The following is a 13,354-nucleotide window of genomic DNA, read 5'->3' as shown; positions in this document are numbered from 1 at the left end:
ACAAGACGGGATTTATATCTTAAGAGTTGATGGAATGCAAGAGAAAAATTAACTATTCTTTTCCTGCATAATTTGAATCATGGTTGCATCCACAGCAGCCATGCCAACATCACTAATACGACTTAAATTCTGTATCGTCTCTTCTGCTGTCCGGCCAATAAAACCCTCAATCGAGGTAATTCCGTGATCATTTAATGCCATATAGGCCGAACGTATTGCTGAGTCGGTCGAACTGACCACTTTCAGGGCACACCCACCTTTAGCACCATCACACAACATCCCGCCCAGATCACTGATCAGGTTGTTGACCGCCAAGGTTATCTGCTCAACGTTTCGACCTGCCTGCTGATAAACAATGGCAACAGCGGCTCCAACGCCTGCTGCGATAGAACAGCCACAGATTGGCGACAAGCTCCCTGTATAGCATTTAATGTAGCTATTCACAAGATGAGATAAGGCAATACTTTCAACAATTTTTCGTTCTTCAATCTTAAACCAAAGACCAACATTATAGGGGACAAGAATAGCCACGATCCCCTGGTTACCACTACCACCACTTGACATAACCGGAAGATTAAGACCTTCCATACGCCCGTCAGCGGCAGCTGCTGCTAAAATCTTGCTCGAAGAAAAAACGTCATCCTGAAGATAGCCTTTCGCCTTCAGATCAGCAAGATAATGGCCTACTTTTTTAATCTCTAGCCCCTGATCCGCCATCTTCTGATTATAACGAACCCCCTCTAAAAGATAGGCATAATCATCGTCATCAATTTGGGCTGCTAAATCAGCCAAATCTGCAATTCGCATTTCCTTAAGGACTTTTTTATAATCAAATTGCTGCAATGCCTTTTGAGCTGGATCAGCGCTAATCAATACTTCGCCATTTTTTTCCAACCAAACCAAATTTGTATGATTGCCTGACAGCACCGACTTTACCGTGGAAACACCATCCGTAACAACAACTTCAATATGCAAACAGCTCTGTGCCGTATCACAACTAATCGTCGCCTTTTTGGCGCAAATAAGTGCTCTTGCCTGCTCAACAAGTTGGGGCGATCCAGCATCGAGGATTTGCATTTTCCGCTCAGGTTGGCGAATCAACGCGCCAAGAACCCCGGCGATTAAATTACCCTTCTCACCGCCCGTATTCGGAACTGTCACCGCCAAACCGTTTTTATAGACACCAGGGTCGACACTAATGGCAATATGCTCAAGGGGATGATCTAACTTACTCGCAGCAATGCTCGCTGCATAAGCTACAGCTGTTGGCTCAGTACAACCAAGTGCAGGATACACCTCTTGTTCTAAAATTATTTTAAGCAAGTTCATCTTCCAACCATCTTCCTTCCGAGAAGAAGCCAGCCTCAGTTATCCACCACGATTTTGGCGAACCACTTCAAATAAGGCAATGCCGGCGGCTACTGAAGCATTCAAAGAACTAACTTGTCCCAACATAGGGATAGACAACAATCCATCACAGTGATTGCGGACATTTAGTCGCAACCCCTTTCCTTCGCTGCCAACCACCAACGCCACGCCCCCTTTTAAATCGGCAGAGAACAGATCTTGAGCCCCCTCATCACCGGCCAAGCCATAACACCAGATACCGGCTTTCTTCAATTCATCAATCGTGCGTGACAGATTGGTCACCTGACAGAGGGGCAGATGAGAAAGAGCGCCGGCTGCAGTTTTTTCCACGACAGGTGTCACCGGACAGGATCGATCTTTGGCAACAATGACGCCATGACATCCAGACACCTCCGCGCTCCGGAGAATTGCACCAAAATTGTGAGGATCGGTCACACCGTCAAGGAGGAGGAAAAAGGCCGGCTTGCCGCTACCACGCCAACACTGAAAAAGAGCATCAATGTCAGAATAATGATAGGGAGTGAGCTTCAGCAGAGCACCTTGATGATTATTATGTCCTGCCAGTCTGTCCAGCTCACGGCGATCATAAAACTTCACTCGTAGCCCTCGCTGCTGGGCTTGAGCGACCAGATCATTGAGGCGATCATTGCGTTCACCACCGACAACCAATAACTCGAGAGGCTCACGGCCTTCTCCCTGAAACGCCTCATATATCGGATTGATTCCGTAAAGATAATCAGCCATCAGGTTGCCAATGCAGCCTCAATCTCAAGGAGAATTTTCCCGGCAGCCTCAAGTGGGTTCCTGGCAGCAGAGATGGGGCGGCCAATCACCAGAGATGTAGCTCCCGCGGCAATGGCCTCTGCTGGAGTACTAACTCTTTTTTGATCATCCAGCGCGGCAAAAGAGGGGCGCACCCCCGGGGTGACAATTGCAAAATCAGAACCACAAGCCGCCCTGATCAAAGCGGCTTCTTTCGGCGAAGCGACGACTCCATCAAACCCAGCTGTTTTGGCCAGCTGCGCCAAACGCACAACCATCTCATCTACGGGGCGATCAATCCCCACCCCGCGTAACGTTTCTGCAGTCGATGAGGTCAGAATTGTCACCGCCAACAACAGAGGTCTTTCGCTACCACTCTTAGCACAGTATGCGTCAACTTCTGCAACCGTCCGCCGCATCATCTCTTCGCCACCAAGAGCATGGACATTAAAAATCTTAACCCCAAGCCGACAAGCTTCAACCCCTGCCTTTGCGACTGTGTTGGGGATATCATGATATTTCAAATCGAGAAAAACCTGGCCACCATGCTTCTGAACCATCTTTACGACTTCGGGGCCACAGCGGGTAAACAGCTGCTTTCCGATTTTAAACAAACCGACATTAGTGTGCAGCGTCTTAACCCACTCCTCAGCCGCAGCAAACTCATCAACGTCCAGGGCAAAAATAAGCCGATCCTTAGCTTCGTGCGTCATTCACTTCTCCCGATCATCTCGCGGATTTTAGTTGTTACTTCCTGAACCCGAGCAATCAATGGTCTAGCTTGCTCAACATCAAGTTCCCGTCGCAGAGCCATGGTTTCCATAAAAGCGACTTCACAGAGCGAATCTGCCAGTAACTTCTTTTTATCCCCTTCGGTAAGACCAACCAGATTCTCGACAATCCGATGGCCATCCAGAGTCCCATCAGCCTGCAATTCGACATCTCTCAACACAAATGAGTAAGGTTGTGGCAAATCCCGCAGGGATTGAGCAACTTCCTGAGGAAACTGCGGACTCACTTTAAGAACCCGGACAAAGATAACCTTAAACAAACTATTATATGCTGCCAGGATCTGACCAAGAACCCCTTCAATCTCCGTCGTTGGGGTCTCTTCCATTCTGACCAGTCGCCTCTCTATCAGACCAAACAGAATCCGCATCCCATCGAATTCACGCAACCCGATTTGACGAAATAAATCTTGAGCATTTTGCTGTCCACTCTGAGCCGCATTCATTAATTTGGCTTCAGCCTGGCTGAGATCAGCAGCTTCCTTGCCTGTTTCCTGCGGATAGTGCTGCAGGGAAATAATTTTGCGCATAAACAACGCTTTTTCATCCAGCCTGCGCAACCCCTCCATGATAATATTCTGAGTGCTCATGGACAGGCGGAGAATTTGTTCTTGCTCAATCGGCATAGACTGGAAATAGAAACCACCAGCACTCGCAGAAAAGAGGGTATAAATAATATATTCGACCTGACTGCGTGCAGCCAACCAGAGATCTTTGGGAGCAACAATGCCACGTTCAACAAGTAACTTACCCAAAGAGTTATGTCGATTTACCTGTGAGCGCAACTCCAGTAACGCATCTTTTTCAATCTTTCCTAGCGAAAATAAAACTTCCCCCAAATCTTCGCTGGCAAAAGAGCTGGTCGCAAAAACAATCTCTCCCTGCTGAAAGTAGAGAGATTTCATCCCGCCGTCTAACTGAATATTCAGGATGCCCGTCTTGCGAAACATATTGAAGTAGGAGAGCAGGTCGGTAATCGCACCTTCCTCCAGAATCCCTGAAATGATCACCGGCCCTTCTGCGTCCGGACGTCCGAGCAACAGATGGGCTGAAGAAGCAGAGATAACCGTCAGCGGCTGCTCTCCCAACGGTCGATAAATTTCCGGCGGTAATTTTATAGTGCCGCCACTACCTATTTTGAGGTTCGGAACTGCCATTACTTTTCCAGTGTAAATGCTAACCCCTGAGCAACCAGCTGCTGTAACTGCACGACGATCTCATCCACAGAAACCATCGTCACAGCACCGCTTTCTCTGACCTTCAGCTCAACGTTCCCCTCCTTCAAGCTTCTGGCACCGACGGTCACTCGCAGAGGGATACCAATCAAATCAGCATCTTTAAACTTAATCCCAGGACGTTCATCGCGATCATCCAACAGAACTTCAATATTCAGATCAAGCAGTTGCTGATAGAGCTTTTCAGCCGCTTCACGCACTTGATCATCTTTCGGATTCAAGAGAGTCACCAGCACTTGGAACGGTGCTAACGGCATTGGCAGAATGATCCCATTTTCATCATGATTCTGCTCGATCGCTGCGGCCACAGTACGGCCGACACCGATTCCATAACACCCCATGACCAGCGGCTGGGCCTGCCCTTGGGCGTCGAGAACGGTAGCATTCATAGCCTCAGAGTACCTGATACCCAGTTTAAAGATATGACCGACCTCAATCCCGCGCCAGCTCTCAAATTTACCCTCTTTGCAGCGGGGGCAAGGATCACCGGCGACGGCTTGGCGGATATCAGCAAACTGACTGACCTCGAAGTCACGGCCATGATTGGCACCAACAACATGGACATCAACAGCATTACCACCAATCACAAAGTCAGCCATTGTTTTAACTTCAGCATCCGCAACCACCCGAATAGACAAACCAATAGGTCCAGCAAAGCCAGTCGGTGCTCCCGTAGCTTCCTGAACAACCTCTTCTTCGGCCATCAAAACCCAGTCAACACCAAGCAGATTAGCGAGTTTAATCGGATTCAACTCACGATCACCACGCAGCAACACAGCCAGAACCTCGTCATTCGAGGTTTGGACAATCAGAGTTTTCACGATCTGTTGTGGGTTGACCTGCAAAAATCGCGCAACATCTTCAATGGTTTTTTGCCCAGGGGTATCAACCTTTTGGACTTCCTGGGTTGCAACCGGGGGAACTGAATCAGCATAAATCAGTTCCGCCTTCTCTACATTGGCAGCGTACTCACAACTATCGCAGGAGACAATCCCATCTTCGCCCGATTCGGCCAGCACCATAAATTCATGTGAGAAGTTCCCACCAATAGCACCGCTATCGGCTTCGACAGAACGATATTTAAGTCCGCAACGGTTAAAAATATTTCGATAGGCTTGATACATTTTCTGGTAGGACGTATCAGCGCCAGAATCTTCCAGATCGAAAGAATAAGCATCTTTCATAATAAATTCTCGGCCCCGCATCAAACCAAAGCGCGGACGGATTTCATCCCGGAATTTCGTTTGAATCTGATAGAGGTTCAGGGGCAATTGCTTATAAGAGTTCACCGTATTGCGGATAATATCAGTGATAACCTCTTCATGGGTTGGTCCCATGCAGAAATCAGCGGATTTGCGATCTTTGAAACGTAACAGTTCTTTGCCATACTTCTCCCAGCGGCCCGACTCCTGCCATAATTCCGCTGGGTTCGCCATGGGCATCAAGCATTCAATCGCACCGGCACGGTTCATCTCTTCACGAATAATCTGCTCCATCTTGCGCAAAGAACGCAACCCAAAGGGCAAATAACTATAAATACCTGCTGCAACCTTGCGGATCATGCCAGCCCGCAACATTAATTGGTGGCTTATGACTTCAGCCTCGGCAGGGGTTTCTTTCAAAGTGGGCAAAAGATACTGAGAATAACGCATAAAAAGGTCCTGTTCATTGGGCGTGATTGGGTAAAATGATCAAGTGTTGAAAATTAACCTGATTGATACAGAAAAGCAAGCTCTCACCAGCAGACAAAAATCATTTTATCAGCAGAAAAGATGCAACATTCTATTGACCTTTTGCCCTCCCAGCACTAAGAAACGGGGCGATCAACACAATATTTTTAAATTAGGTACGAAAAGAAAATAAACTGGGTACCCATCCGACATATGAGCCCCCCCCACCAATGGTCATTGTGCTTACGTGAAATAACAACTCTAGAGAAAAAGTCAAAGCGTTGGGCCAAACTAAGAACCCCAGATTCGCCTTATCCTTTGTTTAACGATCAATATTCACCTTGATCGTCAATTAACTTCCACGCTTCTTCAACCAGAACATCGGCCAAATCAGCCTGCGGCACCTTGCGAACAATTTCTCCGTGACGAAAGAGAATCCCCTGCCCTAAGCCCCCAGCAATCCCCAGATCGGCCTCTCGGGCCTCCCCCGGGCCGTTGACCACACATCCCATCACAGCGATGGTGAGGGGATGTGGAAAGTCGTGTAACCGCTGCTCAACCTCTTCAGCGATAGCAATGAGATTAATCTGGCAACGTCCACAGGTCGGACAACTGACGAATATGGGCCCTTTTTCTCTCAACCGCAGACTTTTTAGAATTTCCCAACCGACCCGTACCTCTTCGACAGGATCACCGGTGAGGGAAACCCGCAAGGTATCGCCAATCCCATCATACAGTAGAGACCCTAGGCCAATAGCGCTCTTGATCGTACCACTCCAGGTTGTCCCCGCCTCTGTCACTCCGATATGCAGGGGGTAATCAACCTGGGCCGCTAAAGCTCGATACGCATCAACTGTTCTTGAGATATCAGACGCCTTCAGGCTCACTTTAATATTTTGATAGTTCAGATCTTCGAGAATTCTGATATGCCTCAACGCACTCTCGACCATCGCTTCAGCCGTCGGATGGCCATATTTCTGCAATAATTCCCGCTCCAACGAACCAGCATTAACCCCGATACGAATCGGTACTTGACGTTCAGCACAGGCCGTGACGACCTCCTTGACCTTCCATCGTTCCCCGATATTGCCGGGGTTCAGACGTAAGCCATCGACGCCATTAGCGACCGCCATCAATGCCAGCTTGTAATCAAAATGGATATCGGCTATCAACGGTATTTGACAGCCCTGCTTGATGGCAGCTAAAGCTTCGGCGGCTTCCTGATCCGGAACCGCACAACGGATGATTTCACATCTAGCCGCCTGCAACGCTTCAATCTGGGCAAGGGTTGCTGCCACATTACGAGTATCGGTGTTACACATTGATTGCACACTGATCGGTGCATCACCACCAATGGCAAGTTGCCCAAGCTTAAGCTGACGAGTTCTATGTCGCAACGGTTCACTCCTGATTAAATTTAACAAGTCAATTTCTCGTGGCGCAGTTTAACTAAGTTACCGGCACCAGGCAACCAGCAAAAATTGACAGAACCTGGGAACTAAGGGTAATCTGCCGGCCCTTGGAACTAATCTCAATCAAATGAAGGACCACGGCATGAAAAAACCGGCTCAAAAGCGTTCAACAAGCAAAAAACAACAGCCTGAAACTCTGAAGTTAACAATTGACAGACTCGATCACGATGGCATTGGCCTCGCTCCGTATAACAATAAAATTGCCGTCGTCCAAGGGGCCTTTCCAGGGGAAACTGTGATCGCAGAAGTTGAACATATTGGCCGTACCCACATTTTCACGCGGCTGCTCCGGACCCTGCGCAACGCTCAACAACGGACCACAAATGTCGCTTGTAAAGTTGAACATCAATGTCTTGGGTGTCCACTGATCAGCATGAAATACAGCGATCAACTGCTGTTCAAACAACAACGGGTCACCTCAGCACTGCAAAAACAGGGGTTGTTGGATGACATCGATGTCCCCGCAGTATTCCCCTCTGATCCTCCATTTGGTTACCGTGCCAGCGCCAAACTTGCATTCTCTCGTCACCGGGAGAAAGTTTTTATTGGTCTATATAAACGGGGCAGCCATGAGGTGATCGATTGCCCTGAGTGTCCGGTCCATCACCCACTGATTAACAAGATTACTGCCGTCGTTCGCGATGAGGTTCAACGACAGAACATCTCCGTTTATAATTCCCGGCACCAACGCGGCCTCTTACGTTATCTGGTGGTTCGCGTCAGTCCCCACAGTGGCAAAGCGCTAGTGACCTTTGTCAGCAACTTCCGCGATCTGCAACAGCTGCCAAAGCTGGCAAAATGGTTGATGCGGAAAGTCCCGGAGGTTATCGGCGTCCATCAGAATATCAACAGTTCTGGCGGGAATGTCATCCTGGGAGAGCAAACAATGCGACTCCAAGGACTCCCCGATTTGATTGAGACGATCGGTGACATCCGCCTGCGCATCGCTCCCGAAGCCTTTTTCCAGATTAATACCACCCAAGCAGCGCGGATTTATGCTCTTGTTCGGCAGTGGGCCCAATTAAATAAGCAGGACTCCGCGATTGATCTTTATTGCGGGATTGGTGGTATCGCCCTGCATCTGGCGAAAGATGCTGGTCAAGTCGAAGGGATTGAGTATTTTGCCGGTGCTGTCCGTAATGCAACAGAAAACAGTCATCTGAACAATCTCAACAACTGTCATTTTTTTGCTGGAGATGCGGCTGAAGAGCTACAAAAGCGATCCGAACAGAGAAACCCGACCCTCATCACCGTCAACCCACCACGCAAGGGGTGTTCTGATGACCTTTTGGAGGCCCTCTACAAGTTACAGCCCAAACAGATCATTTATGTCTCTTGTGACCCTGACAGCCTCTCCCGCGACTTGAAGACGTTGACTGAAAACGGTTACAAAATCAAGCAACTGCAGCCCGTCGACATGTTCCCACAAACAGCCCACATTGAAACGGTTGTGCAGCTGGAAAGGATCGACAAAGCGTAGTATCTAAGGAGTTGAAAGGGATCAGCTACTACCGACATGGCCGTTAAGTTGAATTGCGCCATTCCTAAATCGGGCTAGGGACATCCATAACCTTGAATATGCAACGGGCGAAAGATCGAAGTAAGGGTTCATTTTCTCGCCCCTTTTCAATAATGACCGTTCGGCAGCGTGCATGGGGGAAACCTTCGACATAATGTTCGACCATTTGTCCGGTTTTCAAATATTCACAAACCAGACTTCTTGACATAAAAGAGATGCCACCACCGGACAAAACAGTTTGACAGGTCAACCTCAAATCATCGGATGTGATCACCCCGGAGAAATCATCCAGGCTCCGCCCCTGCTCTTGCAATCCTCGCGTGATCAATTGTCGCGAACTGCACCCTTCCTTACGGGCAAACAAACACAAATCCAATAATGTTTCCAGATCCAGGTTCGGTGTCGGTAGATTTAATTTCGGAGAACTGACAAACACCAGTTCATCCTGCGGTAATGAATAGGTCTGAAATCGTCCGAGATTATCTCCCGCACAATGTTCGACGATTGCGAGATCAAATTCCTTATTTTGAATCCCTTCAAGAGCTTGATCCGGGCTATGAAGAAGAAACTTCAAATCAACAGGGGAACCACTTTCCAACATAAATCGGTTCAGAACTCCGGGGAGGTAAACCGTTCCAAACGTTGGCGTACAACAAAGAGAGACCCTTGGTCGGTCTTTAATCCGCTTGAGCTTCTCCATCAACGAATCTTGGATGCCGAGAATCTGTTTGGCGCTCTCAAGAACCATTTCTCCAGAAGATGTCAGGGTTAAAGAAGGTGCGGATCGATCAAAAAGACTATAATTATAGGCTTCTTCAAGAAACTTGATCCGCTGGGAAACCGCCGATTGGGTCAAATGTAAAGCTCGGGCCGCCTTGGAAAAGCTACCCACCTCAACCACCGTCACTAATGTCTTAAGATATCGTATATCCATATGATTATTTAAATACCAAGGGCTGAGCCCATTAGTTTTCCTAATACAAGGAGATAGATAGATTGTTCCACATATCAGGAACTTATCTTATTAGGCTAATCAATATACCCATCACAATGATTAACTTCAACTGAATTCTTTTGCGGTGTACTATGCAGTGTAAAAAAACACCATATATTCAATAAGTTGAATATTTCCCCGCAAGAAAGGAGGATTTATATTATCTGTGGGGCACGTTATTAATGAGCAAAAAAGATTGAACCGCTCAACTCTCATTTTGAGACTTTAAAGGAGGCAACATGTTATTCAAGTCAACCGGCATTAAAACCGGCAGGCTGGTGAGTGTCCTTCTCCTGGTGATGTTCTTGGCCGCATGTGCGACAGGTGCAATCAGAGAGAAGATGCTTAGCATGCCGCAAGTCGATGGTGCCAGCTACGTGGGACAGGACACCTGTCTCGAATGCCATGATGATATGGCAGAAAATTTCAGTCGCAACGTTCACGGGCGTCTGGCTGATTTTGAAATGTTAGGTGCAGAAAAAGGCTGCGAATCCTGCCACGGTCCCGGCAGCCTGCACGTTGATGGTGAAGGAGACACCGATATGATTCTCCGTCCAGCCGAGCTTGCCGCTGAAGAAGTTGGCGCTATCTGTGCCAAATGTCACACGGACGGCAGTCTGATGGATTGGACCCACAGTGAGCATGCATTAGCCGACCTCAGCTGTACCGACTGCCACAGCATGCACGCTGAAGAACCCCTTAAAGCGAACCTGAAGCAAGAAGATCCTGAGCTGTGCTACTCCTGTCATCAGGAAATGCAGGCAAAAGCCAACTTCCCATCTCATCACCCGATCAAAGAGGGCAAGATGAGCTGTGGTGACTGCCACAACCCCCATGGGGAGTTAACCACCCACGAACGCACCAACGATCTGTGCCTCGACTGCCACACCCGCTATCAAGGTCCATTTGTATTCGGTCATGCCCCGGTTGAAGACGACTGTACGATCTGCCACGATCCACATGGTTCAGTTGCCAACAACCTGCTGGTTCAGAATGAGCCATTTTTGTGTCTGCAATGCCATGAAGGCCATTTCCATTTGTTGCGGTTAGGAAATGAGGCAAATGACGAGTCGGATGCGACAACAACTGCGGCAAACCCACATGGCACAGAGGGTTTTCAGATGTCATTTGGTACCAAGTGCACAACCTGCCACGCAGTCGTTCACGGTAGTGATTCACCATCTCAACCGCTCACAGGTGGCGGTCTGACCCGTTAATATGAGGAGGATTAAAATGAAGCTACGCCATATCTGGCTGCTTGCATTACTGTCAATCCTGACTTTAATGACGACCTCAACCATGGCAAGCGCTGAAGAAACAGCAACCAGCGGCCATATTGAGATCGGCATTTCCGGCATGGATACTGACGACAGTCCTGCACGCGTCAACGAATATGTAAACACAAGATCGGAGGAAGGCTTCAGTTTTTCACCAAGCCTGTCTCTGGAATCAATTAGTGAAGGATCAAGTTTCGGATTAGATGTTGATCTAATGGGACCACGTGACCAAGAAATCAATCTTGAATTTGACGCCAGTCGAATCTTCAAATTTGGATTTGACCACCAAGTTCTAGAGCATTGGAAAGATCACGACAACCTACTGCATCTCGGTGCTACACTCCGCAATGATGCTGGAGGGGACCAGCCACGAGTCACGACAGATGCCACCGTCGGGCAGCTTGGCGTTGATACCATCGCGGAAGCCAATGAGCGCTACGCTCAGGAGATGGACAACGATTACATCGTCACCCGCCGTGAAACTGAAGCGGAATCAAGCCTACACCTGCCAGCGCTCCCGAATATCGAGTTCCACGCTGGAATGCGAATTGAAACTCGTCAAGGGCAGGAACAAGCGATCACTGCAAGTAAATGTAACCAGTGTCACGTTCAAGCAAATGCAAATGAAATTGATGAACGCACTGAAGATTTCACCTTTGGAGCAACCGGGAAATTTGGTCAGGTAACGGTAGAGTACGACTACCTCCATCGCGAATTCACTGAAGATGGGGCCGACCCCACTTACAACTTCCTCAGTTCTCCAGGCACTCATGGGGGCGTCGCTGATGCTGATCAGTTACTGTACTCGGGATCACAATCCTACAAAGTCACTCCTGATTCCAAAAAAGATATGCATCATCTCAAAGCACGTGTAGACATTGACAGTAATTCTTCGGTGACTGCAGCTTATGTCAACGCTGAGGTTGAATCCGATAAAGAGGGCGAAGACGGAACATATTCAATAGATACCGACACCCTAACCAGCGAATTTGAGTCTTTTTTCCTCAAAGGGGCAACAAAAATCGGTGGCCTCCGTCTCTCTGTTCGTGGTGGTACCTATGAAGTTGATACCTCTGACTATACGCTGACATATACAGAACTGATTGGTGCAACCAATATTGGTATTGACGGATACGATACCGTGACCGGTGAAGTTGAATACGAATCTTCTGAAGCCCGCGAAGTCACCGAATTTGGGATTGATGGTGTTTATCGGTTGGCAAGAGGGACAACTTTACGCCTAGGTTATGAATATGAGGAAATTGACCGCCAAGAAGAAGAACTTAACGACACGAAAACGAACTCTTTCAAGGTTTCTATCAAATCACGCTTCAATAGAAAACTCTCCGGTAGAGTCAGTTATCAATATCAGGATATCAGCGATCCACTCAACGGTGCTCATACCGGTATATTGCAATCAGCTGATTATTTGAGCTCTATCTATCCAGGCCTTGCCACAGGAACTACCACTGATTTTATAGGTGATGCCGGAAATACTGACAATGGCGACGGGACTGGATTTGTCTTCTACTGGAACAGTGTCTACCCCAACCGCATGTTAGAAACCTCTGTTGACCCCGAAAACGTTCATGAAATCAAATTGGCTTCAACATGGGCGCCTTCAGCCAATATGGCTGCGACCATTTTTGCACGGGTTCGCATGGAGGACAATGATTCCGTTAAATACAAACAGGACAGTTATGTCCCAGGGATCTCTTTCTATTACGCTCCAAGTGACAAAATCAATTTGACGATGTCCTACACATTCAATAAACAGGACACAGAGAATCGGATCTGCGTCGGCTGGTACCATGGCTGAGCGAACAATGTTTCATCGAGCCAGTTTGGCTCGTATTGCAGCGTTGCCGAGTATAAATCAGATGTTCATACACTTTCTCTTGATGTTAATTACCAAGCCACAAAAAAACTGCATCTTAATGCAGGACTGACCTACAACAATGCTGAAAGCACCTGGGATTGGAATTTCACAGAGCGTGCAGCCCTTTCCACAGCTGGCTACAGTTATGACACCTGGGTTCAAAACAACCTGATCGACTCTTATTCTGATCTCTCTTACGAGCAGTATCAGCTGACCACTGGTGGTACCTACAACTTCACTGAGGCTTTCTACACAACCGCCTCTTTCACCTATGATATTTTCAACATGGATGAAGAATATGTCTACGGTGACGAAGATGGAACCGCTTATTACGGTTATGTCGGTGTTGGTTTTAATTTCTAATTCTTAAATACTGAAATGATTTATTTT

10 protein-coding genes are annotated in these 13,354 nt (G+C 47.9%); 3 read left to right on the top strand and 7 right to left on the bottom strand.

Annotation, left to right across the window (positions count from 1 at the left end; translation table 11 throughout):
* Window positions 1-48: 48 nt before the first annotated feature.
* From BLU87_RS02865 to ispG, 6 genes are all read right to left on the bottom strand, one after another.
* Entirely contained in the window at window positions 49-1,329 is a 1,281-nt protein-coding gene (locus BLU87_RS02865; protein WP_092344500.1) for an L-cysteine desulfidase family protein, read from the bottom strand.
* Between the two features lie 39 nt (window positions 1,330-1,368).
* Complete coding sequence (gene rlmB, locus BLU87_RS02860; protein WP_175498248.1) at window positions 1,369-2,112, bottom strand: 23S rRNA (guanosine(2251)-2'-O)-methyltransferase RlmB; 744 nt, start codon at window positions 2,110-2,112, stop codon at window positions 1,369-1,371.
* Entirely contained in the window at window positions 2,112-2,843 is a 732-nt protein-coding gene (pyrF, locus tag BLU87_RS02855) for an orotidine-5'-phosphate decarboxylase (RefSeq protein WP_092344496.1), read from the bottom strand. The genes rlmB and pyrF overlap by 1 nt, the downstream gene beginning before the upstream one ends.
* Window positions 2,840-4,075 carry a DUF4388 domain-containing protein gene (locus tag BLU87_RS02850; protein WP_092344494.1) on the bottom strand — a complete coding sequence of 412 codons (1,236 nt, stop codon included), beginning with the start codon at window positions 4,073-4,075 and terminating at the stop codon, window positions 2,840-2,842. Before BLU87_RS02850 ends, pyrF begins: the two co-directional genes overlap by 4 nt.
* Window positions 4,075-5,805: a proline--tRNA ligase gene (locus BLU87_RS02845; RefSeq protein ID WP_092344492.1), complete on the bottom strand. Its 1,731-nt coding sequence runs from the start codon at window positions 5,803-5,805 to the stop codon at window positions 4,075-4,077. The genes BLU87_RS02850 and BLU87_RS02845 overlap by 1 nt, the downstream gene beginning before the upstream one ends.
* Window positions 5,806-6,152: 347 nt before the next feature.
* Window positions 6,153-7,220, bottom strand: coding sequence for a flavodoxin-dependent (E)-4-hydroxy-3-methylbut-2-enyl-diphosphate synthase (gene ispG / locus BLU87_RS02840; RefSeq protein WP_092344490.1), 1,068 nt, complete (start codon window positions 7,218-7,220; stop codon window positions 6,153-6,155).
* A 157-nt stretch (window positions 7,221-7,377) separates the two neighbouring features.
* Between ispG and rlmD the strand changes: the two genes are divergently transcribed.
* Window positions 7,378-8,775, top strand: coding sequence for a 23S rRNA (uracil(1939)-C(5))-methyltransferase RlmD (rlmD, locus tag BLU87_RS02835; RefSeq protein ID WP_092344488.1), 1,398 nt, complete (start codon window positions 7,378-7,380; stop codon window positions 8,773-8,775).
* Window positions 8,776-8,839: 64 nt separating this feature from the next.
* Here rlmD and BLU87_RS02830 read toward each other — a convergent pair whose 3' ends face one another.
* Window positions 8,840-9,748: a LysR family transcriptional regulator gene (locus tag BLU87_RS02830; RefSeq protein WP_092344486.1), complete on the bottom strand. Its 909-nt coding sequence runs from the start codon at window positions 9,746-9,748 to the stop codon at window positions 8,840-8,842.
* A gap of 299 nt (window positions 9,749-10,047) precedes the next feature.
* Here BLU87_RS02830 and BLU87_RS02825 point away from each other — a divergent pair, with 299 nt between their 5' ends.
* Together BLU87_RS02825 and BLU87_RS02820 are read left to right on the top strand one after the other, a co-directional pair.
* On the top strand, window positions 10,048-11,025 hold the full coding sequence (locus BLU87_RS02825) for a GSU2203 family decaheme c-type cytochrome (protein ID WP_092344484.1): 978 nt from the start codon (window positions 10,048-10,050) through the stop codon (window positions 11,023-11,025).
* 16 nt (window positions 11,026-11,041) lie between these two features.
* Window positions 11,042-13,327: a GSU2204 family CXXCH-containing (seleno)protein gene (locus BLU87_RS02820; RefSeq protein WP_263046528.1), complete on the top strand. Its 2,286-nt coding sequence runs from the start codon at window positions 11,042-11,044 to the stop codon at window positions 13,325-13,327.
* Window positions 13,328-13,354 lie beyond the last annotated feature (27 nt).

Source organism: Desulfuromusa kysingii (assembly GCF_900107645.1).
Taxonomy (GTDB): domain Bacteria; phylum Desulfobacterota; class Desulfuromonadia; order Desulfuromonadales; family Geopsychrobacteraceae; genus Desulfuromusa; species Desulfuromusa kysingii.
Note: the sequence above shows the minus strand (reverse complement) of the source record. Positions and strands in the feature narration are given on the sequence as shown.

What these genes read in the sequence shown, in the direction of transcription:
- rlmD (WP_092344488.1), top strand. Translation starts at nt 7,378, where the DNA reads ATGAAAAAACCGGCTCAAAAGCGTTCAACAAGCAAAAAACAACAGCCT.
- BLU87_RS02825 (WP_092344484.1), top strand. Translation starts at nt 10,048, where the DNA reads ATGTTATTCAAGTCAACCGGCATTAAAACCGGCAGGCTGGTGAGTGTC.
- pyrF (WP_092344496.1), bottom strand. Translation starts at nt 2,843, where the DNA reads ATGACGCACGAAGCTAAGGATCGGCTTATTTTTGCCCTGGACGTTGAT.
- BLU87_RS02850 (WP_092344494.1), bottom strand. Translation starts at nt 4,075, where the DNA reads ATGGCAGTTCCGAACCTCAAAATAGGTAGTGGCGGCACTATAAAATTA.
- BLU87_RS02830 (WP_092344486.1), bottom strand. Translation starts at nt 9,748, where the DNA reads ATGGATATACGATATCTTAAGACATTAGTGACGGTGGTTGAGGTGGGT.
- rlmB (WP_175498248.1), bottom strand. Translation starts at nt 2,112, where the DNA reads ATGGCTGATTATCTTTACGGAATCAATCCGATATATGAGGCGTTTCAG.
- BLU87_RS02845 (WP_092344492.1), bottom strand. Translation starts at nt 5,805, where the DNA reads ATGCGTTATTCTCAGTATCTTTTGCCCACTTTGAAAGAAACCCCTGCC.
- BLU87_RS02865 (WP_092344500.1), bottom strand. Translation starts at nt 1,329, where the DNA reads ATGAACTTGCTTAAAATAATTTTAGAACAAGAGGTGTATCCTGCACTT.